At 54.3% G+C, this 22,675-nt stretch carries 17 protein-coding genes; 9 read left to right on the top strand and 8 right to left on the bottom strand.

Annotated features, from left to right (window positions below; all coding sequences use genetic code 11):
* Positions 1-52: 52 nt before the first annotated feature.
* The 4 genes from gldE (at position 53) to Q0510_RS11745 (ending at position 4,038) form a co-directional block, all read left to right on the top strand.
* Positions 53-1,387, top strand: a complete 1,335-nt coding sequence (gene gldE / locus Q0510_RS11760) for a gliding motility-associated protein GldE (protein ID WP_298711589.1) — start codon at positions 53-55, stop codon at positions 1,385-1,387.
* Positions 1,387-1,980, top strand: coding sequence for a gliding motility lipoprotein GldD (gldD, locus tag Q0510_RS11755; protein ID WP_298711586.1), 594 nt, complete (start codon positions 1,387-1,389; stop codon positions 1,978-1,980). Before gldE ends, gldD begins: the two co-directional genes overlap by 1 nt.
* Before the next feature lie 7 nt (positions 1,981-1,987).
* Positions 1,988-2,566, top strand: coding sequence for a DUF3109 family protein (locus Q0510_RS11750; RefSeq protein WP_298711583.1), 579 nt, complete (start codon positions 1,988-1,990; stop codon positions 2,564-2,566).
* A 92-nt stretch (positions 2,567-2,658) separates the two neighbouring features.
* Complete coding sequence (locus Q0510_RS11745; protein WP_298711581.1) at positions 2,659-4,038, top strand: LutB/LldF family L-lactate oxidation iron-sulfur protein; 1,380 nt, start codon at positions 2,659-2,661, stop codon at positions 4,036-4,038.
* Positions 4,039-4,089: 51 nt separating this feature from the next.
* Here the strand turns inward: Q0510_RS11745 and Q0510_RS11740 are convergent, their stop codons facing one another.
* The 7 genes from Q0510_RS11740 to Q0510_RS11710 all read right to left on the bottom strand — a co-directional run bounded on the left by Q0510_RS11740 (position 4,090) and on the right by Q0510_RS11710 (position 15,307).
* Positions 4,090-5,523, bottom strand: a complete 1,434-nt coding sequence (locus Q0510_RS11740; protein ID WP_298711578.1) for a carboxypeptidase-like regulatory domain-containing protein — start codon at positions 5,521-5,523, stop codon at positions 4,090-4,092.
* Positions 5,524-6,093 carry a sigma-70 family RNA polymerase sigma factor gene (locus tag Q0510_RS11735; protein ID WP_298711575.1) on the bottom strand — a complete coding sequence of 190 codons (570 nt, stop codon included), beginning with the start codon at positions 6,091-6,093 and terminating at the stop codon, positions 5,524-5,526.
* Positions 6,094-6,845: 752 nt separating this feature from the next.
* Positions 6,846-8,363 carry a bifunctional phosphoribosylaminoimidazolecarboxamide formyltransferase/IMP cyclohydrolase gene (gene purH / locus Q0510_RS11730; RefSeq protein ID WP_298711572.1) on the bottom strand — a complete coding sequence of 506 codons (1,518 nt, stop codon included), beginning with the start codon at positions 8,361-8,363 and terminating at the stop codon, positions 6,846-6,848.
* A 12-nt stretch (positions 8,364-8,375) separates the two neighbouring features.
* Positions 8,376-10,415: a ComEC/Rec2 family competence protein gene (locus Q0510_RS11725; protein ID WP_298711569.1), complete on the bottom strand. Its 2,040-nt coding sequence runs from the start codon at positions 10,413-10,415 to the stop codon at positions 8,376-8,378.
* Positions 10,416-11,110: 695 nt separating this feature from the next.
* A complete protein-coding gene (gene carB, locus Q0510_RS11720) occupies positions 11,111-13,927 on the bottom strand; it encodes a carbamoyl-phosphate synthase large subunit (RefSeq protein ID WP_298711567.1) in 2,817 nt (938 codons plus the stop codon).
* Positions 13,928-14,099: 172 nt separating this feature from the next.
* Positions 14,100-14,531, bottom strand: a complete 432-nt coding sequence (locus Q0510_RS11715) for a hypothetical protein (RefSeq protein WP_298711564.1) — start codon at positions 14,529-14,531, stop codon at positions 14,100-14,102.
* Between the two features lie 242 nt (positions 14,532-14,773).
* The gene (locus Q0510_RS11710; protein WP_298711562.1) at positions 14,774-15,307 is read right to left on the bottom strand and encodes a helix-turn-helix transcriptional regulator; all 534 of its coding nucleotides are present in this window, start codon (positions 15,305-15,307) and stop codon (positions 14,774-14,776) included.
* Positions 15,308-15,471: 164 nt separating this feature from the next.
* On the opposite strand from Q0510_RS11710, the gene Q0510_RS11705 reads away from it, so the two are divergent.
* From Q0510_RS11705 to acs, 5 genes are all read left to right on the top strand, one after another.
* Positions 15,472-15,717 (top strand): hypothetical protein, encoded by a 246-nt coding sequence (locus Q0510_RS11705; RefSeq protein WP_298711560.1) that lies wholly within the window; start codon positions 15,472-15,474, stop codon positions 15,715-15,717.
* A 94-nt stretch (positions 15,718-15,811) separates the two neighbouring features.
* Entirely contained in the window at positions 15,812-16,096 is a 285-nt protein-coding gene (locus tag Q0510_RS11700; RefSeq protein WP_298711557.1) for a hypothetical protein, read from the top strand.
* Between the two features lie 113 nt (positions 16,097-16,209).
* Complete coding sequence (locus tag Q0510_RS11695) at positions 16,210-18,627, top strand: mechanosensitive ion channel domain-containing protein (RefSeq protein WP_298711554.1); 2,418 nt, start codon at positions 16,210-16,212, stop codon at positions 18,625-18,627.
* 53 nt (positions 18,628-18,680) lie between these two features.
* A complete protein-coding gene (locus tag Q0510_RS11690) occupies positions 18,681-19,823 on the top strand; it encodes a tetratricopeptide repeat protein (RefSeq protein ID WP_298711551.1) in 1,143 nt (380 codons plus the stop codon).
* 167 nt (positions 19,824-19,990) lie between these two features.
* Positions 19,991-21,904 (top strand): acetate--CoA ligase, encoded by a 1,914-nt coding sequence (acs, locus tag Q0510_RS11685; RefSeq protein ID WP_298711549.1) that lies wholly within the window; start codon positions 19,991-19,993, stop codon positions 21,902-21,904.
* Between the two features lie 80 nt (positions 21,905-21,984).
* Here the strand turns inward: acs and Q0510_RS11680 are convergent, their stop codons facing one another.
* Positions 21,985-22,539 (bottom strand): L,D-transpeptidase, encoded by a 555-nt coding sequence (locus Q0510_RS11680; protein WP_298711546.1) that lies wholly within the window; start codon positions 22,537-22,539, stop codon positions 21,985-21,987.
* Between the last annotated feature and the right edge of the window lie 136 nt (positions 22,540-22,675).

Genomic DNA, 22,675 nt, shown 5'->3' with positions numbered 1-22,675 from the left:
TTCCCCTTATTTTTGACCAAAGCTCAACATATTGGCTTATTTTTCGGCTAGCATGCTACCGTTACTGAATGTTTTCCTGCAAAACCCGGCGCCAACCGCCGCCCCTGATGTGAATGTCCTGGTGTTTCTGCTGGTCATTTTCATACTCCTTCTCCTGACCTTCATCGTGTCCGGAGCCGAAGTAGCGTTCTTTTCACTGAATTACAAGGACCTCAACGTCCTCAAAACCCGGCAAAACAACGCCGGCCGCATGATCACCCGGCTGTTGGAGAAACCCAAATCCCTGCTGGCATCCCTCCAGATCGCCAACATCCTCTTCAACATCGCCTTCATCTTCATTTCAAATTACCTGATCTACCAGGTGGAGTCGCTCCAGGAACTGGCTGTGGTCTCTTTCGTCGTCCGCATCGCCATCATCACATTGCTACTCCTTTTCTTCGGCCAGATACTCCCCCGCGTGTGGGCCACCCAAAATAACATGCGCTTCGCCACCTACTTCGCCTGGCTCGTTCACCTCATACACGCCACCCTCGAACCGGTGAGCAACTTCTTCGTGAACCTCAGCGAAAGCATCGAAGCCCGCCTCTTCCACCGCAATTCCCGACCCATCAATTACCGCGAAATCGATGAAGTCATCGAAATGAGCGTGGAGCCCGGCGCCTCCCAGGAAGAAAAAAATATCGTGCGCGGCATCCTCAAATTCGGCAACATCGCCGTCAAACAGATCATGCGCACCCGGCTCGACGTGAACGGCCTCGAATACGACCTGCCCTTCAGCGAAGTCACCAAACACGTCGCCGAGCTCCATTATTCCCGGCTCCCCGTGTATAAAAACAACCTCGATACCATCGTGGGCGTCATCCACACCAAAGACCTCCTCCAGCACCTCGGGAAAGGCGATAATTTCGACTGGCACGAAGTCATGCGCCAACCCTTTTTCGTGCACGAGCATAAACTCATCGAAGACCTCCTCAACGAATTCCAGACCCGCCACATGCATTTCGCCGTGGTGGTCGACGAATTCGGCGGCACCTCCGGCATCGTGACCCTGGAAGACATCATGGAAGAAGTGATCGGGGATATCAAAGACGAGTTCGACGAAGAAGAATTCAACTACAATAAAGTCAACGACCACACCTACGTGTTCGAAGGCAAGACCATGCTGAACGACGTGTGCCGCATCCTCAACATCGCGCCCGACACCTTCGAGCTGGTGAAAGGCGAAAGCGATTCCATCGGCGGCCTCATCCTGGAGCTTTCCGGAAAATTCCCGGAAGAAAACTCCGTGATCAGCTACGGCAACTTCGATTTCACCATCCTGGAAGTCACCAAAATGCGCATCCAGAAAGTACAGGTCAGCATCAAATCAGATATCGAAACGGAATAATGAAACGCCTTCTCCCGCTCCTGACCATCGCTTTCCTCTTCGCCGCCTGCCAGCAACAAGGGCATACGCCCAAGCCCAGGGGCTACTTCCGGATCGACCTTCCCGAAAAGGAATACCGCCTGTTCGACCGCCCCGGCTACCCCTACACCTTCGAATATCCCGTGTACGCCAATGTGGTCAAAGACTCCCTGTTCTTCGGGGAAGACACCGAAAACCCCTGGTGGATCAACCTCGAATTCCCCGAATTCAACGGTAAAATTTACATGAGCTATAAACAGGTCGGCGGAAAAAACGCGCTCGACAAGCTCGTCAACGACGCATTCAAACTTACCTACAAGCATACGTACAAAGCGGAATCCATTGAAGAAGAAGCCATTACGCTGCCAGGCGGCGTTTCAGGGCTGTTTTACCAGGTGGCCGGCAATGCCGCCTCCGCCAAACAATTCTTCGTCACCGATTCCAGCAACCATTTTTTGCGCGGAGCGTTGTATTTTTACGCCCAGCCCAATGCCGACTCCCTGGCGCCGGTCACCCGGTTCGTGGAGGAAGACATGCGGCATCTCGTGAACACTTTGAAATGGAGACCAAACTGAGCGAACGATGATAGTGATAGATGACAAATACATCAGTGATGATGTGGTCGAGAAAAACTTTGTATGCAATCTGAACGCCTGTAAAGGCGCCTGCTGCGTAGCGGGCGATTGCGGCGCGCCACTCGAGGAATCCGAACTGGAAACCCTCCGCCGCATTTACCCTTCCATCAAACCGTTTCTCCGCGAAGAAGGCATCCGCGAGCTCGAATCCACAGGCCTCCACACCTGGGACGATGAGCATGGCCATGTGACGCCCATCATCAACGGCGCCATATGCGCTTATGCCGATATCGACGAACACGGCCACGTGGGCTGCGGGATAGAAAAAGCCTGGAAAGCCGGCGCCACCGATTACCGGAAGCCCATCTCCTGCCATCTCTACCCCATCCGCATCACCAAATACGAATCCTTCGAAGCCGTTAATTACGACAAATGGAGCATCTGCAAACCCGCCTGCAAACTCGGCAACCAATTGCAGGTCCCGGTTTACAAATTCCTGAAAGAAGCGCTCGTCCGGAAGTACGGAGAAGAATTTTATACCGTCCTCGATACCATCGCTACAGGACAGTACAGGGAAGATGAATGAATATTTGATAGCATCTTTGCAAGGACCTGTACAATAGGCTCAATCTTTGCGTAACCGGTCCATCCGTGGACAATTTGACTATCTTTACAAGCATGAATAAAACGGCCAGCACATTTCTCAATGAAAGTGAAGTAAAAGCGGCGGATCTCGGCCACCGCAATACGATCAATTTCAACATCGGCAAATACAACACCGCGGTAAAAAACGGCAAGAAGCAGTTTGCCGATATTACCACCGCCCGCGAACGGGCGAAGAACGTGAAATGGCGCGCCATAGAGAATCTCGACAAGCACCTGGAAGAATTCGAATCGAATTTCATCCGCAGGGGCGGCAAGGTGATCTGGGCGGAAACGGCGGAGCAGGCCAGGGAAGAAATCCTCGCCATCTGCAAGGCCAAAAACTGCAAATCCGTGGTGAAGAGCAAATCCATGGCCACGGAAGAAATCCATCTCAACGACTTCCTGCACGAACATAATATCGAAAGCGTGGAAACGGACCTCGGCGAATACATCCAGCAGCTTGCCGAAGAGCCGCCGTACCACATCGTAACGCCCGCCATGCACAAGAGCACCCAGGATGTGGCGGATCTCTTTCATGACAAGCTGGGCACCTCGCCAACCCTGTCGCCCGAGCAACTTACGCTCGTGGCCCGCGACAAGCTCCGCCAGAAATACCTCGATGCGGAAGTGGGCATCACCGGCGCCAATTTCGTGATCGCAGACATCGGCGGTGTAGCCGTTACCGAGAACGAAGGCAACGCCCGCCTTACCACCTCTTTCCCCAAAACGCACATCGTGCTCGTGGGTATCGAGAAAGTGCTGCCCTCCATTACCGACCTCGCCCTCTTCTGGCCCTTGCTCGCCACCTACGGCACCGGCCAGCAGATTACTTCCTACAATTCCATCTTCTCCGGCCCGCGCCAGGAAGGGGAAACCGACGGCCCGGATGAGATGTACATCATCTTCCTCGACAACGGCCGCACCAACCTGCTGAAAGACGTGGAAGCCCGCGAGGCGCTCTATTGCATCCGCTGCGGCTCCTGCCTCAACGCCTGCCCGGTATATAAAAACATCGGCGGCCATACCTACAAAACCACCTACAGCGGCCCCATCGGCTCCGTGATCACCCCGCACCTCAAGGGCGTGGGCGAATACATGCACCTGAGTTACGCTTCATCGCTGTGCGGCAACTGTACCGAAGTGTGCCCCGTGCGCATCAACCTGCACGAGCTGCTGCTGCACAACCGTCATAAAGCCGTGGAAGAGCACCATACCGGCGGCGGCGAAAAGATCGGCTGGTTCGGCTGGAAACAGGCTTGCCTCAGCAGGAGGATGATGAATATCGTGGGCGGGAAAACCAAAAACCTCGTCATCGGCAAACTGTTCGGCAGCGCCTGGGGCGACGATGAGCGCGGATTACCCATCTTTGCGCCCAAATCTTTCAACCAGCTCTGGAAGGAAAGAAGGAAATAAAGTTTTATTGCTTAATGATAGAAGGGAAGGCCGGCAGTTTGCCGGTCTTTTTTATTGCCCGGGGATGAGCTTCACCGGCACCATGATCTCCGCTTTCCCTTTGCGCCCTTTCACCGGCGACCATTTGGGCCCTTGTTCCAGGCGCTTCACGGCAGCCTCGCCCGCGGCGGGATGGAAAGGTTTTACCGCTTTGATTTGATGCAGCGTACTGTCCGAGTGCACCGTGAAAGTGACGCGCACTTCGCCGGCAAGATCGCCCGCAAGCCCGGGAACAGGCACTGGCGGCAGTGCTTCCAGGTAATGGCGGTATGCGGCCTGGCCCAGCGCTGGCTGCGGAACGGCACGGCCTTTCCCGCCCGTAACGATGACCGTTTCCGACAATGCGTTATCGCTGGCGGGTAGGTAGATGTTGAAGTTGCTTTTATCCGTTGGCACGGGCACCACCATGTGCTGGTAGCCGATCATGGACACGTCGATACTCGTTCTGGCGCCGGCGTTGACGGTGATGGCGAACTGGCCGGAGCTGTCGGTGACCACGCGCTTGTTGGTGGAGCGTTCGTGCACGATGGCGCCGCCCATGATTTCGCCGGTGGTGGCGTCGAGGACTTTCCCGCTGATGAGCCGTATGTCGTGCGATTCGTGGTGGGACGGATATTTGGATTCCACGCCGGCCACCTTGCCCTGCGTCATGGCAGCGGGTTCCTCGCTCTTTTTCGCGAGCGGCGAGGGTTTGCGGCCGATGTACACCGTATCTGCGTTGAAGGGGTTGGAATTGTTCTTTGCGATGCCTTCCGTTCCGCCAGAAGTACGCTCGTCTGTAGATGCGTTGCCGGTTCCGCGAATCATGATCCGCTTTGCAGGCGGTGGAGGCGGCGCGGCGGCAGGAGCGGCGGCCACGGCAGCGGGGGCATCCGCTTCCGCAACGGGGGTGGCTTCCCTGCGGCGCGCTTCTTCCGCGCGGGCGGTGTTCGCATTTCCGGGTACCGGCTTGCTTTCCCGCGGTTTGGGCGCAGGCGGTTGCGGTTGCACGGTGGCGCCGGCGTCCATGAGTGTTTGGGTGGATTCCGGGGCCTGGGGAGCGGCTGCGGGCGCTGGCTGAAGAAACGCAGTGTCCTCTTGTTTTTTGGCGGCCGGGAGCTCCTGGGCCACTTCTTTATCGGCAGGGCGGCGGAAGAGGAACAGGGCGGATATCGAGATGAGGAGCAATACGCCGGCGGCGGCCAGCCAGCGGCGGGCGAGGCGGCGCACCATGCCTGTCGGGGCAGGCGGTTGGGCGGCTCTTTGCTGCAGGCGGGCGCGGAGGTCGGCCAGTTCGGGATCGCGGGAACGGGGACTTTTGCCGTATCCTTCCAGCGCTTCGGCCAGGAAGGGGTCTTCCAGGGCCTGGCGATCCAGGGCGTGCATCGTCTGATCGTCCAGCTCACCCGCCAGGTACCGGCGGATCAGGTCCGCAGTGGGCTCGATATGTTTTCTCGGCGTTGCCATTTATTTTTTCTCCATACAGATCTTCAGGTTTCGTTTCCCGTTCTGTATGTAGCTTTTCACTTTATTCATGTCGTAGCCGGTGATCTCGGCTACTTCGCGATAGCTTTTTTCCTGCAGGTAAAACAGGTCGACGCTTTTCTTCTGTTCGTCGGGGAGTTTTTCCATGCAGCGTTCCATGGCCTGGAGGTTGTCTTCCAGCCCGTTTCCATTATCCGGATGAAAAAAAGGCCCGGATTCCACAAATCCTTCTTCTTCCATGGCCACGATTCTGCCGCGGGTGCCTGCCGCGCGGAGCTTCATGAGGCAGTGATTCCTGGCCAGCACATGCAGCCAGCCCCTAAAGCTTTGGATTTCATGTTGTTTCACTTTAGGAATCAACTCCTCGAATATCTGCATCACGGCATCTTTCGCGCTGTCGTCGTCCAGGTATTTGAGGCAAACGCCGTAAACGAGGTCCATATACCGCTCATAAAGGGCCGCCAACACCTCGAGCTGTCCGGTTTCTTTGTATTCCCGGACCAGTGCGGCGTCATCGGCTTCCTTCCTGTTATGTTGCTGTAAAAAGGGCATTTGCTTGGGGCAATAGTACAAAATTATTGCGCGTCGTGGACATGCTCTCCGCAAGTAATTTGCGCGTAACCAAAGCAGGTATCTTAATGGGGTTTATTTGGCGTATTTGACCACACCATGAGATTTCGTAAAACTATTATTTAACGGTTAACAAATCGCTAACGCGCGCCCGAGCTCCATATTCCCAATTTGCTACTGATAGGCTCATATTAAGAAGGGCCGCTCACAAAAAGCGACCCTTTTTTGTATGAGACATACAAATAAGAGGACCAGACCTCCTAAAGATGGACCAGAAGGATTCGATCAGCTCATGATGTGGATCTTGCGTTACGCAGTTGCCACCGGCTTAATTGAATTACTGTCCTGATCAGCGCCCCCTCGTTGCAGCGAACGGGGGCTTTTTCATTTAATTGAAGTTATTTGTTTCTTTTGATTTTGCCGCAATGAGATGTGTGATGTTTGGTTCTTCCAGGGTAAATTATCCGCTCTTGTGTTTGTCTATTCAGGTACACCAAAATTCATTCTTAAACAGTGCTATAACAATATCAAAGGTAGATTTCAGGGAGTTGGAGTTTTGTTAATAAGCGGTTAACATACAATTCTAAATCAACTAAATACAATTAGTTATCAACAATTTAAGTCATTAATGCGACAAATTATAATCTAGACCTGGTGTCGTAAAACCATTTTAAACTTAAAAAGGCCACCCTCTACAGGTGGCCTTTTGTGTATGAAGAAGATGGACTTCGCGATTAGTGGCGGAAGTGGCGCATGCCGGTTACGATCATCACCATGCCGTTTTCTTTGGCGAAGCTGATGGAATCGGCGTCGCGGATGGAGCCGCCGGGCTGGATCACGGCGTTAATACCTTCTGCATGTGCGATGCGTACGCAATCGTCGAAGGGGAAGAACGCGTCGGACGCCATGGCAGCGCCTTGCAGGCTGAAGTTGAATTGCTTCGCCTTCTCGATGGCATGACGGAGCGCGTCGATGCGGGAGGTCTGGCCGCAGCCTTTGCCCACAAGCTGGCGGTCTTTCACGAGGGCGATGGCGTTTGACTTCAGGTGCTTGCAAACGATGTTGGCAAACTCCAGATCGGCACGTTGTGCGTCGGTGGCGGGTTGAGCGCCGGTATCGTTCCATTCTTTGTAGCTGCCTTCGTCGTTGTCCTGTACGAGCACGCCTCCGAGCACGTTTTTGAACATGCTGGGGGTTTTCAGGGGCTGTTTCTGCAGGAGGAGGATGCGGTTCTTCTTGGCCTGGAGGATTTCCAGTGCGGCGGGCTCAAAGCCGGGGGCGATGAGGATTTCGAAGAAGATCTCGTTGATGGATTGTGCCGTGGCTGCGTCCACTACCTTGTTGCAGACCAGTACGCCGCCGAACGCGGATTCCTTGTCACCGGCCAGGGCTGCTTCCCAGGCTTCGGGAAGGGTGGCGCGGCTCGCGATACCGCATACGTTGGTATGCTTGATCACGGCGAAAGTGGTTTCGGTGAATTCGGCGATCAGCTGAACGGCCGCGTCCACGTCTACCAGGTTGTTATAGGAAAGCTCCTTGCCGTGGAGCTTTTCGAACAGATCGTTGAGGTTGCCGTAGAAAACGCCTTTCTGGTGGGGGTTTTCGCCGTAGCGGCACACCTGGCCCAGGGGCGCCGACAGCTGGAAGTAATCCTGCTGCTCTTCGTTCCGCATCCACCAGGAAGCGATGGCCACATCGTAATGGGCGCATACTTCGAAGGCTTGGGCTGCAAAACCGCGGCGTTGATCGAGGGTGGTGGCGCCTTTGCCTTCCACCAGCACCTGCTCGAGCGCACCGTACTGGTCTTTGGAAGCCACGATCACCACGTCTTTATAGTTTTTACCTGCTGCACGGATGAGGGAAACACCGCCGATGTCGATCTTCTCGATGATGGATTGTTCTTCGGTCGTGCTTTTCACGGTTTCTTCGAAAGGATAGAGGTCCACGATCACGAGGTCGATCTCGGGGATCCCGTACTGGGCGAGCTGCTCCAGGTCCTGGGGGGTTTCCCTGCGGGCCAGGATGCCACCAAATACTTTGGGGTGAAGGGTTTTCACACGGCCGCCCAGGATGGACGGATATGCGGTCAGGTCTTCCACAGCTACGCACTTCACACCGAGATCTTCGATGAACTTTTGCGTACCGCCGGTGGAATAAATGGTTACGCCCTGCTGGCCCAATGCTTTGACGATATTCTCCAGGTTGTCCTTATAGAACACGGAGATCAAAGCGGATTTGATTTGCTTCTGCATGCACAGTTTTAATTAGAGATTTACAACTAAGGCCCCTTCATCAGGAACCGAAAAGTTGCGCAAAGTTAGTTCCTTACCGGCATTTTTCCATTCCTGCAGGCGGAAAGGCGGTAAGGAAGCATCAAAAATCAACAGCTCATATGTAAAATATTCGCTCAAGCGACTGATATTGACATTCGCTTTATGTGACAATAAAATATAATCGATTTTAATTTTTACAGGAGGAGGAGCGGCGGGAAGTTTGCCGTCAAGGATGAGGAGGCGCTTTCCGCCCAGGCACATCACCGTCCGCCGCGGGGCCAATGAACTGGAACGCAGGTTCCAGTGCCACTCCGCACCCTGCAGGGCGTTGACGGCCTGCAGGGTGCTGTCGCCGTACCAATAGCTTTCTCTTCCTTCCACATACCCAACCACCGTGGCTTTGGGAATATTCAACACAACGAAGCGCCTCTGCGCGGAAGCGCTAATTATTTCCACGGTGTGCATCGCCGAGCCCGCTGCCATCAAGGCCCCCATCCCCAGGAACCACCGGCGGCTTTTTAAAAGCCCGGCTACCACGCCCGTCACGATAACGCCATACAACATGCAGGTCTCCGCCAGCGTAATGCGGATATGGCTCCACACGGCGCCCGGCAGGTCCCCCAGCCACGCGATCACGATGTTCATCCCTTCTATCCCCCACCCCACAAGCCACCCTACCCATCCGGCGCCGGTATCCCACCACGAAACCGCCATGAGCAGGAGCTCACCGTACAGCAACAAGGTGCTCCAGGGTACGGCTACCAGGTTGGCCGGCAGGAAATACACCGGGAACTGCCGGAAGTAATACAGGCAAACGGGTAACGTGAACGCCTGGGCCGCCAGCGAAACGGCGGCCAGTTGCCAGATTTTGTCGAGCCAGGGCCATGGCGGGGCCCAACAGCAGTAGATCGGACGGTAACAAATTTGTATACCCGCCACTGCGAAAAACGACAGCTGGAACCCGGCATCCGCCAGGAACATGGGATTTGCCGCCAGCAGCAGGAATGCCGCCGCCGCCAGATTATTATAGGGCGACACATGCCGGCTGATAAGGAAACTGCCCGCTGCAATGGCGGTAAACATCACGGCGGAACGAAGTACGGACGCGGAAGCCCCGGTGAGCAGGGAGAAAAACCACAATACCCCCACCAGCAGCACCGCGCGCAATACGTTCGTCCACCGGCGGTTGGGTAACCATCGCAGCAGCTGGACGCCTCCCAGGTAGATCAAACCCAGGTGCAGGCCGGAGATGGCGATGATATGCACCACACCGGTATTCGTATAGTCGCGCACTACTTCCGCATCGAGATGGGCGCGGTATCCTACCAGCAAAGCTTCCGCGATGCCCGCGCGCTCCTTTCCGGGAATATGGGTTTGCAGTGTGCGCAACGTATAATCATGCGCGTGGTGCAGCCATTGCTCCGCGACAGTGAACCCATTGCCGGGGAGGCGCCGCCATTGCGCATCCGCCAGGAAGGTGCGGTGAAACAGGCCTTTCCTGGCGCAGTAGGCCGCGTAATCGTAGGCGCCGGGGTTGCCCGCATTGCGGATGGGCTCGGCACGGGCGCGGGCGAAGATCCTGCTGCCGGCGTCTATCCCCGGGTCCGACGCGAAATACACGATGATAGTGCCTGTTGCGGCAGTCAGCGAGCCTGCGTTCCCTGCGCTTTCGATCCGGCATTCGGCTTTCCAGGAGCGGGCTTTGGGTTGGGGGTTTTCCGTCAGCACCAGCACCATATTCAGCGAATCGTTACCCAGATGCCCGGCCCACTGCGGGTTCCGGCGGATATCCGTTACGGCGGGCAGCATCATCCCCACACAAAAAACCGTTCCCAACACACCCACGCCCTGCATATGCCGCACCGCGAAACGCGCACGTAACGGCAGCAATGCAGGCAGCAACCAACATAGCAGGCACATCACCGGGAGTATCCAGGGAATCCGCGGGAAGTAAGTTCCGGCGAATGCACCGGCTGCCAGAAACGGCAACAGGCGCAGGAAAGGAGCTGCTTTCCAGGTTTGGTTTTTCATGAATAACAAACAATGGTCAACAGCAATTTAGCTTGTCGCCGGGAATTGGACAAATCGGATATCTCCGAAAATCGGAGATTAAAAACCCGCGTTTGTGATTCGGAAATTTGTTGGAAATAGTATAGTCATTCAGGTGACTATGAGACTGTGATTAACAAATTACTAACTCGCGGCGCTCGGATATTTTTGCAATTTAGTCACGTTTCTTATAACGAAGGGTCACATTAAAACGCGACCCTTCAGTTATGAAAAACAGTCAACTGAGGTTTTCACCTCAAAAAAAACAGGATGGATTTGATGCATTGATGATTTGGGTCATTCGTGCAATTGTTACGATCAAATTAATCGAACATCTCGTATCATCCTGACCTTGGCCCCCATCGTTCCAGCGATCGGGGGCCTTTTATTTTATCCAAAGTCACTTGTTAATCTCGCGTTAATTAGCCATTTGTTTCACTTTCACCAATGATAAACTTCACATTTCATTGTAAAAATATCGCACCCGGTTTATAAATTTTATTAATGACCTGTTAAAAGGTATTTTTCCATCCAATTGATTATCAATCACTCTAACGCAAAAACGTTAACAATTTCCTAACGTGTTGAAATATATTTGGTGCGAGTCCCCGAAAAAAGAACTGTTAAAAAAAACCGCACCAGTTGCCTGGTGCGGTTTGCTATATTTTCACATGACCTTATTTGCTGAGGTGCATGCTTCTTTCTTTGTAAAGCGTCCGGAAATAAGGGTCGCGGAGGTCTTTGATGAAACGGATGGCTTCGCCGGTGGATTTCATCTCGGGGCCCAGCTCCTTGTTCACACCCGGGAACTTGTTGAAGGAGAACACCGGTTCCTTGATCGCGTAGCCCGTGAGGTTTTTGTTGATCGTGAAGTCGGTGAGCTTGTTCACGCCCAGCATCACTTTGGTGGCGATGTTGAGGTACGGCACCTGGTATGCCTTCGCGATGAACGGCGTGGTGCGGGAAGCGCGGGGGTTGGCTTCGATCACGAACACGTTGCCGTCTTTAATCGCGAACTGGATATTGATCAGGCCGCGGATATCAAGTGCGCGGGCGATCTTCTCGGCGTAGTATTCCATCGTGGTCACCACCATGCTGCTGAGGTTGAACGCAGGCAGCACGGCGTTGGAATCTCCCGAGTGGATACCGGCGGGCTCGATGTGCTCCATCACGCCCATCACATGGAAATTTTCCCCGTCGAAGATCGCGTCGATCTCGGCTTCCTGGCAGCGGTCCAGGAAGTGGTCGATGAGGATTTTGTTGCCGGGCAGGTGTTTCAGCAGGCTGAGCACCGATTGTTCCAGCTCTTCTTCGTTGATCACGATCCGCATGCGCTGGCCACCGAGTACGTACGAGGGGCGCACGAGCACGGGGTAACCTACTTCCTTGGCCACGTCGATGGCGTCGTCTGTATTGTAAGCAGTGCCGTATTTGGGATACGGGATGCCGAGGTCTTTCAGCAGGTCGGAGAAGCGGCCGCGGTCTTCGGCGATGTCCATGTTATCGAAAGAGGTGCCGATGATGCGGATCCCTTTTTCGGTAAGGCGTTTGGCGAGCTTCAGCGCGGTTTGCCCGCCGAGCTGTACGATCACGCCTTCCGGTTTCTCCAGTTCGATGATCTCCCAGAGGTGCTCCCAGTACACGGGCTCGAAGTACAGCTTGTCGGCCATATCGAAGTCGGTGGACACGGTTTCCGGGTTGCAGTTCACCATAATGGCTTCGTAGCCTGCTTCCTGGATGGCCTGCAGGCCGTGGGTGCAGCAGTAGTCGAATTCGATACCCTGACCGATGCGGTTGGGGCCGGAGCCGAGGACGATCACCTTCTTCCTGTCGGAGGGGATGGATTCGTTTTCGGTATCGAAAGTGGAGTAGAAATAAGGTGTTTTCGCTTCGAACTCTGCGGCGCAGGTATCCACCATTTTATAGGTGCGGGTGATACCGGCGGCTTTGCGTTTTTCGTACACTTCTTCTTCTTCGCAGTTGGTGAAGATGAGGGCGAGCTGTTTGTCGGAGAAGCCCATTTGTTTGGCTTCGCGCAGCATGTGCAGGGGTACGGAGTCGAGGCCGTGTTCTACCAGTTGTTTTTCCAGGGTCACGATATCGTTGATCTGGTGGAGGAACCAACGGTCGATTTGTGTGGCCTGGTGGATGGATTTCACGGAAACGCCTTCCATGAGCGCGTCTTTGATGCGGAAGATGCGGTCCCAGGTGGGGCGCTTCAGTTTTTCCAGCAGTGCGTCGCTTTTCATGAGGGATTTGCCGTAGTAGCCGAGGCCGACAGCGTCGTTTTCGAGCGACTGGCAGGCTTTCTGGATGGCTTCGGTGAAGGTGCGGCCGATGGACATTACCTCTCCTACGGATTTCATCTGGAGGCCGAGGGTATCGTCGGCACCTTTGAACTTATCGAAGTTCCAGCGCGGCATTTTTACGATTACGTAATCGAGCGCGGGCTCGAAGTATGCGGAGGTGGTGCGGGTGATCTGGTTTTCCAGTTCGTCGAGGGAGTAACCGATGGCGAGTTTGGAAGCGATTTTCGCGATGGGGTAGCCGGTTGCTTTGGAAGCGAGGGCGGAGGAGCGGGATACGCGCGGGTTGATTTCGATGGCGATGAGCTCTTCGTTCTCGGGGTTCATGGCGAACTGAACGTTACATCCGCCGGCGAAGTTGCCGAGGTCGCGCATCATCATGATGGCTTTGTTGCGCATGTCCTGGAACGCGGTATCGGAGAGCGTCATGGCCGGGGCCACGGTGATGGAATCTCCGGTATGCACGCCCATGGGGTCGAGGTTCTCCACGGTACAGATAATCACTACGTTATCGTTCTTATCGCGCAGGAGCTCCAGTTCGTATTCCTTCCAGCCGAGCACCGCTTTTTCCACGAGTACTTCGTGAACGGGCGAGGCTTTCAGGCCGCGGTCGAGCTTTTCGTCGAGCTCGTCTTTATCGTGAACAAAGCCGCCGCCGGTACCGCCGAGGGTGAAGCTGGGACGGATAACGAGGGGGAACCCGATTTCCTGGGCAAACTCCTTGCCTTCGAGGAGGGAGTTGGCTGTGCGCGCGGGGGCCACGGGAATACCGATCCGGATCATCCATTGGCGGAATTGCTCACGGTCTTCGGCCTTGTCGATGGCTTTGATATCCACCCCGATGAGGCGCACGTTGAACTTTTCCCAGATACCCAGCTCATCCACTTCTTTACAGAGGTTGAGCGCCGTCTGGCCACCCATGGTGGGGAGTACCGCGTCGATATCGTTCTCTTCCAGTATCTGTTCAATACTTTCGACGGTGAGCGGCAACAGATAAACCTTGTCGGCCATCATGGGGTCGGTCATGATCGTGGCCGGATTGGAGTTGATGAGTATTACCTTGATCCCTTCTTCCCGCAGGGAGCGGGCCGCCTGGGAGCCGGAATAGTCAAATTCGCAAGCCTGACCGATAATAATGGGACCGGAACCGATAATGAGGACCGATTTGATTGATGTGTCTTTGGGCATCTTCGTTATTAGCTGTTTTTAATGAAAAACCATCCGATTTCCCATGCGCTTTCAACGCACAAAAAAATCGTGCAAAATTAAGGGAATAATTGTTTTTTCCCTTCAAAAAATATCAGATGCCGCGTAAAATTTCTCGGTAGCGATTTATTTTATATGTGAAAAAAGGGAAAGATTACTCCGGCAGCGTGGCATACACGTATACCAGCTTCCATTCGCCACCCGTTTTCTGGAACTCGAAATCTTCCATGGTGGCGGCATCTTCGGAGATCATGGACTTGTCATCATCGCTGAGGTCGCGGCGGGATTTCAGGAGTCCATACTTGTTGATGAAACTGTCGCGCGCGGGCATGTCGAGGTAATTGCTGAAGAAAGTTGCGAATTCCTGCGCGCCGACGGTGGAAACAGCCGTATCGGAAAGGCTTTTTTTGACTACCAGGGGAAATTCGATGTAACTGGATATGGCGGGATAGTCTTTCTTCATGATCGCCGCGTGCACTTTTTTCCAGAACATTTCAAATTCTTTCACTTCGGGTGCGGATGCCTGTTGCGCTTTCCCCACCAATAGGATGAGGCACATGGCCAGGACGGATAGGCAGTGTTTCATAGTTCGAGGGATAGGATCGTTTTATAAATATAGGATTGCTAATATATATAAAACAGGCGTTTTTTTCCTCATCGCGGAGAAAAATTTCCCGATTCGCAATATTCAAGTAACACTGCGCCAATACTTTTGCAGGGTAATTAGCTATAGAATCCATCCTGATTTGTTAACAACAAGCCCTCAAGTTCCTTACCTGTGAAGACCCGGGATGCCGTTGCCAGGAAGCTGCGGCATCTTTTTTTGTATCAGGAAGCAGGGGAAGCGATCTCCCGGAGCCGGGAAATTTCGAGCAGGGCCTGGTTGTAATCTTCCAGCAGTTTGTAGTATTTGTCTTTCCAGGATTCGGTATCCGCCAGTTCGGCGCCGCCGTCTTCCGCACTGCCGCCGATGAATTCTTTCTGGCTGATTTCCAGCACCTGGCAGACTTTCTTCAATTGATCCGGGGTAAAAACGGGTTTTTCGAGCAGATTGTAGAGCGCCCTCCTGCTGAGGGCCATCCGGTTGGCGAGGCGCGTTTTGTTAAGGCCCTTCTCCTCGATCATTTCATCGAGCCGCCGGCCGTGATGGAGGTCCTGCGCAGGCTGCGGGAGTGCGCGGCGCGGGTGCGTCCATCCATAAAATTCATCCAGACTGATGCCCAACATTGTGCAGAACTCCAGCAGGGTGGATCGCTTGATGGCCTCCTTGCGGAAATAATAATGCGCGATCTGGTTGCTGAAATCGGCGTGCCTGGCGAAGTCCAGGATCTTCATGCCCTTGTCGCGAACGATCTGCTTCAACCGCGCTCCCTCATGAATTATATTTTTTGAAACCGACTCCAATGTAAATATATTTTATTATACTTGTGATGATTGTCAATGTAAAATGTGATACCTATAATATCAATATAACATTTTTATTGACATTTTGTGCCAAGTTTAGTCAAAATGATAAATTTTTTCGCATGGAAACTACGCCAATTTCATCCCACAACCTGTTGGTGTACCTGCACAGCGAGCTGGTGCAGTTGCCCAAATCGTTCCGGGATCACGTATGTAGAGAATGCGGGTGGAGCAACGCTACCTTTTACAGGAAAGCCAAAGGCGCTTACCCGATCAGCAACGCCGAAAGAGATAAAATCCTTTCCGTAGGCGATAAGCTGCTGAAAAATGTCTCCAGCGTGAGCAGCCGTTTAAAAGGCAGCCGTTAACCAAAGGTTGCCCGCTTTCAGCCCGGGCCGGAACCGTCAAGCAATAACCCTCCGCCGCCCGCGGAACCATTGTAAAACACCCAAAATAGCAGCCATGCCAATTCAATTCCAACCAACAAGCTTTAAAGATCAGCCGATCTATTCCACCATCTCCCGGTTCCTGGACGATCTCCACCTGCAGGAAGGCCGGAATATCTCCCACGTGACCGTCACCGTTCACGGCAGCCCGGCGCACTTCGTGCCGGATAGGGATATCCACCAGCTGGAAGTTACCCGCATGAAGGGTTACAACACGCTCGCCTACCAGGAAATGACCCTGGAATCGCCGGTAAACAACATGGTGATGATGATCGCGCTTGCGCCGGAATCAATCCGCTGATCAGCCGTTATCAACTATTTGCACAACTATCAGGGCCTCCGGGCCCTTTTTTTATGCCCGGAAATGAACCCTTACATCAACATTTCAGTTAAACTCCTATACAACCCATCGGCATGATCATCCGTGTGTACACGCTGCTTTGCTGCCTGCTGCTCTCCGCCCCGGCCAGCGCCCAAAATTCCAAAACGCCCATCTCCCCCGATGCCCGGCAAAAAACGTCGGACACCGTGGTCACAGACGCCGTGGAACGCGTGGAGAATATCACCAAAATGCTCAACCGGGTCAACAACACCCTCCGCCGCGGGTTCGATACCACCGAAATCTCCGCCGAACTGCCCGAATCGGAACGCCTCGTCAAAAACCTCCACGCCGGCATCCTCGCCAATCCCAGGCTCCTCAACATCCGGTCGCTCTATGCCCTGCAGGTCATCCTCCTCGAAATGGAACAGACCCACAACCGCTGGCAGCAGTCGCTGTCGTCGTACAGCCGGGCCGTCACCGACATGTCAGCCGAAATCAACAACATCCTGCACGATACCGTCCTGGAACGCCTCCCGAAAGATCCCGGCCTGCAATCGCTCTACGTCAACCAGCTGTCGCAGCTCAACCGCAAATGGCTCCAGGCCGACACCGCCAACCGCAACAGCCTCCTCCGCATCGGGCTCCTCCAGAACCGCGTGGCCATGAATTACATCGCCATCACCGATATGCTCGACGAGGTCGATTTCAAACTCAAAAACGCCCAGCAGCATATCTGGGGCCGCGAAGAAAACAACCTGTGGGACGCGCGCCCGGGAGATTATGAGAACAGCTTCCCGCAGGTGCTGCAAGGATCCATCCAGGCTACGCACCGCGTTTTCCGTTTTTACCTGAAATACAACTGGGATATTCACCTGCTCAACCTCGCGCTGTTCCTCTTGTACTTCGGCTGGCTCATCGCCAGCATCCACCGCATCAAAAAATACCATCACGATAAAAAAGGCATTTTCGGCAATACGCGCTATGCGGCCAGGCAGCCGCTCCTTACTTCGCTCATCTTCATCCTGACGGTCGGGCCGTTCCTGTACACCAACCCGCCGATCATTTTCATGGTGATGCTGTGGACCGTGCTGGCCGTGTGCGTGGGCCTGCTGCAGACGCGCGAAATGCCCGTGTGGATGCGCTGGCAGTGGGGGATCATGCTGGCGGTGTACCTGGGTTACGCCTTGCTGAACCTTCTGTTGCAGAATTCTTTCCTGGAAAGATGGGCGCAATTTTTCCTGCAGGTGGCCATGTTGCTGGTGTGCTGGTTCTTCCTGAAAAAGCAGGAACAGGAATCCGGTTACAACTGGCCGAAATACACGCGGCTGGTCGTTTATCTCGCCATGGCCATGTTCATCGCGGCGATGCTGACCAACCTCTTCGGCCGGGTGATGCTAGCCAAGTTCTTCGGCATCAGTGCCGTGTTCGGGCTCATTTCGGCACAGGCGCTCGTGGTGCTCGTACAACTCCTGTTCGAAACGTTTTACCTCCATCTGGAAGCCAGTAAATCCAACAGCCGCTTCGCCGCTTTCCTTGATTTCAACCGCATCCGCGAAAGCCTCCGCTCTACGCTCTACCTGCTGGCGGCAGTGGCCTGGTTCGTGATCCTGCTCCGCAACCTCAATATCTACGGCATCATCCGCGACGAAGTGCTGCTGTTCCTGGAAGCGGAACGCAAGCTGGGCAACACCACCTTCAGCTTTTCCAGCATTTTTATTTTCGTGGCGGTGATCTGGATCGCGTTCCAGATCAGCAAGGTGATGATGTTCATCTTCGGGCACCAGGACGGGTCGGGTTCGGTGAAAAAGAACCGCTGGAACAGCGCGGTATTGCTGATCCGGCTGGGCGTCCTGGGCGCGGGGATCCTCCTGGCGTTCGCCGCGCCTGGCATTCCCATGGACAAGCTGACCATCATCATCGGCGCGCTCAGCGTGGGCATCGGTTTCGGTTTGCAGAACATCGTGAACAACCTCGTGTCCGGCGTGATTCTGGCTTTCGAAAAACCGGTGGAAATCGGGGATGTGGTGGACATCGGCACACAGAGCGGCACGGTTAAAGAGATCGGCATTCGCGCCAGCAAAATCGCCACGGTTGAAGGTTCTGTGGTGATCGTCCCGAACGGCGACCTCCTTTCCCAACACATCACCAACTGGACTTTAACCACCCAGCTGAAGCGCAGCGAGCTCATCGTGGGCGTGGCTTACGGCTCGGACCTGAAGCAGGCGCAGGCTTTGCTGGAAGCGGCCGTCAAAGCGCAGGAGGCCATCCAGCAATTCCCCGCGCCGCTGGTCGTGATCCATTTGCTGAACGACAGCTCAGTGGATTTCAGGGTGCTGTTCTGGACGGATATCAATGTCGGTTTGACGGTGAAGTCGGATTTGCTGCGCACGATTTACGACTCACTGAACAGCCACGGCATCGAAATACCTTTCCCGCAGCAGGATGTGCATATCCGCGGCGAAGCGCCGCCCCCCGCCCGCACCACATCTCCCCCTTCTCCCCAACCCTGAAATTTTAACTTTTAGTTATCAACTAAATTCTTAGTTTTAGAAAAATCCACGATATGCGATTCCTACTTATGCTCCTATCCGTGCTGTTTTGCGGCGGTGTGTCGGCCCAGGACAAAGTTAACAACGATTTACTGATGGGTTACCTCCAGGACCAGCAATATGAATCGGTGATCAGGTATATGGAAGAAACGGTGAAGCCGCAGCACCCTAATGGATTGGTGATCCTCGCCAATGCATTTTATCAAAACACACAGATGGGCGAGGCGGCGAGAACTTACCGGAAGATCCTGGAAATTATGCCCGACCACGTGACTGCGCACCAGCAATTGGGCAACATAGCCGTGCAGCAGCAGCAGTATTCGGCAGCCCTGCCTCACTTTCTGCAACTCACCGTGCTCAGGCCGGATAACGCGGCCTGCTGGAAGCAGTTGGCGCGCGCATGCACCAACGTGGTGGGCATGCAGGATTCCGCGTCGGCCTATATGCAAAAGGCCTACGCCATCCAGCCAAACGATCCTGGTGTTGTGGGGTTCCTGGCCGAAGAACTGATGGGGAAAGACGAAGTGGAACTGGCAGACAGCCTGCTGCGCCAATATTATCTCAACGACAGTGCGAACATCAACATCAATTCCCTGCTCGTTAAATCCGCCTACAAGCTCGACCGGTACGATGACGCGGTGCGATATGGGCGGCAAATTATGCAACAACGCGCCATGGCGCCGTTGGCTTACATCTATCTTGCCGTTACCTACTACAATTTAAAAGCGTACGACAGCTGCGTGAGTGTGCATAATTTCATGATGGAATTCATGAAGGAATCGCCGGAAACGCTGAAGTTTTATGCAGCTTTATCGTACGGACAGCTGAAACAATATGACAAGAGCAATGCGTTGTTACTGGAATGTATTTCGATGGCCAAATCCAAGTCGCTGGACAGTTATTACGCCGCACTTGCCGGCAACTACGAGCATATGAAGAACTACCGCGCGGCGATAGCCCATTACGACACGGCGTATTTCCTGTTCAAGGAACCGATGCGCCAGTATGGCATTGCGCGGATTTATGATCAGCATATTCAGGATCCGCAAAAGGCGCGAAAGCACTACCAGCTTTACCTGAAGGGTGCGAAACCGGAAACGAAGAACGAAACCGAAATCCACACTTACGTGAAGGAGAGGGTCAAAACCCTCCATTAGCAAGGGTTCCATGATATTTCAAACGCCCGGCCATTGCGCCGGGCGTTTGTCGTTATTGAACCAAATCCAATGTTATTTAGCCATTATTTGATATTGTTCAAACTTAATTGATTAAATTTAAGGCCCGTTAAAAAAACTGTTATAAACATTTTAATCTATCTGGTATCATGTCGTACCCGTACCAACTCAAGAGTTTTGACGATTACAAGCAGGCCTGGCAGCACAGTGTAACCGATCCTGAGGGATTCTGGGCCAATGTGGCGGATCATTTTTATTGGCGCCGCAAGTGGGATAAAGTGCTGGAATGGGATTTCAAGCAACCGGATGTGAAGTGGTTCACCGGCGCGAAGATGAATATTACGGAGAACTGCCTGGACCGCCACCTCGGCACCCTGGGCAATCAGCCCGCCATTATCTGGGAGCCCAACGATCCGGAGGAGCGCCACCGCGTGCTTACTTACCGCGAATTATATAATAAGGTTTGCCAGTTTGCCAATGTGCTGAAGAATAACGGCGTGAAGAAAGGCGACCGCGTTTGTATTTATATGGGGATGATTCCCGAGCTCGCCATCGCCGTATTGGCCTGCGCGCGCATCGGCGCCATTCACTCCGTGGTGTTCGGCGGCTTCAGCGCCCAGTCGATCGCCGACCGTATCCAGGACGCGCAGGCAAGCCTGGTGATTACCTGCGACGGGGCTTTCCGCGGCGCGAAAGACATTCCGCTCAAATCCGTGATCGACGATGCCCTGATGGCATGCCCTTCAGTGAAAAAAGTGATCGTCTGCACCCGCACCCGCACACCTGTGAGCATGCTCAAAGGCCGCGACGTTTGGTGGGAAGATGAAATCAAAGCCGTGGAAACGCAGGGCAACCCGCCCGTTCCCGCTGAAGAAATGGATGCGGAAGACATGCTCTTCATCCTTTACACTTCCGGCTCCACCGGCAAGCCCAAAGGCGTGGTGCACACCTGCGCCGGCTACATGGTTTACGCGAACTACACATTCATCAATACATTCCAGTACAAACCCGGTCAGGTTTACTTCTGCACGGCCGACATCGGCTGGATCACCGGTCACTCCTACATCGTGTACGGCCCCCTCAGCGCAGGCGCCACCACGCTGATGTTCGAAGGCGTCCCCACTTACCCCGACGCCGGCCGCTTCTGGGACATCGTGGACAAATTCCGCGTGAACATCCTTTACACCGCGCCCACCGCCATCCGCAGCCTCATGGGCTTTGGCCTGGGACCGGTCAACCACAAAGACCTCAGCTCCCTCACCACCCTCGGAACCGTGGGCGAGCCCATCAATGAGGAAGCATGGCATTGGTATAAAGACCAGATCGGCAAAGGCAGATGCCCCATCACCGACACCTGGTGGCAAACCGAAACCGGCGGCGTGATGATCGCGCCCATCGCGGGCATTACCCCCGAAAAACCCGGCTACGCCACGCTCCCGCTGCCCGGCATCCAGCCCGTGCTCGTGGACGAAAACGGCCAGGAAATCACCGGCAACGGCGTAAACGGCAACCTCTGCATCAAGTTCCCCTGGCCCGGCATGATCCGCACCACATACGGCGACCACGAACGCTGCCGCACTACTTACTTCTCCACTTACGAAAACCTCTACTTCACCGGCGACGGCTGCCTCCGCGACGAAGACGGATATTACCGCATCACCGGCCGGGTAGACGACGTGCTTAACGTCAGCGGCCACCGCATCGGCACCGCCGAAGTCGAAAACGCGATCAATATGCACGCCGGCGTCGTGGAAAGCGCTGTAGTAGGATATCCGCACGATATCAAAGGCCAGGGCATTTACGCTTTCGTGATCTCCGAGCTTCATGTCAAAGATCCCGAGCTGACGAAAAAGGATATCATGCAAACCGTGGCCCGCATCATCGGCCCCATCGCCAAGCCCGACAAAATACAGTTCGTGTCCGGCCTGCCGAAAACTCGCTCGGGGAAAATCATGCGCCGCATCCTCCGCAAGATCGCGGAAGGCGAGCTCGATAACCTCGGCGATACCACCACCCTGCTGGACCCTGCCGTGGTGGAGGAAATCAAACGAAACAGGATTTAATTGCTTTACGCATACACATGCAAAGAGGGATACCGTGGTATCCCTCTTCTTTTTTTATATGGTCACATTTGGAGACTTGTTTACTGCCGGATCACTACAGGCGTTCCTACCTTCACCACGTTGTAAATCTCATTCACATCTCCGTTTTTGAGGCTGACGCAGCCTAGCGTCCAGTTGATGCGGCGGTCTACATAAAAATCCCGTATGCCCGAACCGTATTCTACGCCATGGATGCCGATGCCGCCACCCATACTGGCGCCAGAACTGACTTCCCCACGCGCCACGCGGCGTTCGTGCTTTTCCAGCGATTCGTGGTTGGGATAGTCGAGCAGCATGAACCGGCTCCAGCGGTTATCCATGCGCTTCTGCGATATGCGGAAAGTGCCGTTGGGCGTGCGCTTGTCGCCTTCCACCCGCTTGTCGGACTGGTCGTTGCTGCCGAACACGACTTTGTAAATTTTAATTAACGTAACATCCTCATACACATACATCCGGTAATCACTCTTGTCGATCAGCAGGAAAACTTTGTCCGCATCGATGCGGGTTGGGTTCAGCCGAACACTGTAGAGGTCGGAATTATTGTGCTCAAACGCGAAAAGCGGCAACAGGACGATCAAACAGCAAAAGCGCCACATGGATATACAGTCGGTTATTCAGGTTATGTAAGAAAATTAACGCTGGTATAAACCGAATATTGTGCAAACAAAAAAGAGCGCGTGTCGGCGCTCTTACAAGTGATTTATAATCAATATCGATACCGTGGCGTCAGGC

This window comes from uncultured Chitinophaga sp. (assembly GCF_937874145.1).
Lineage (GTDB): Bacteria > Bacteroidota > Bacteroidia > Chitinophagales > Chitinophagaceae > Chitinophaga.
Note: the sequence above shows the minus strand (reverse complement) of the source record. Positions and strands in the feature narration are given on the sequence as shown.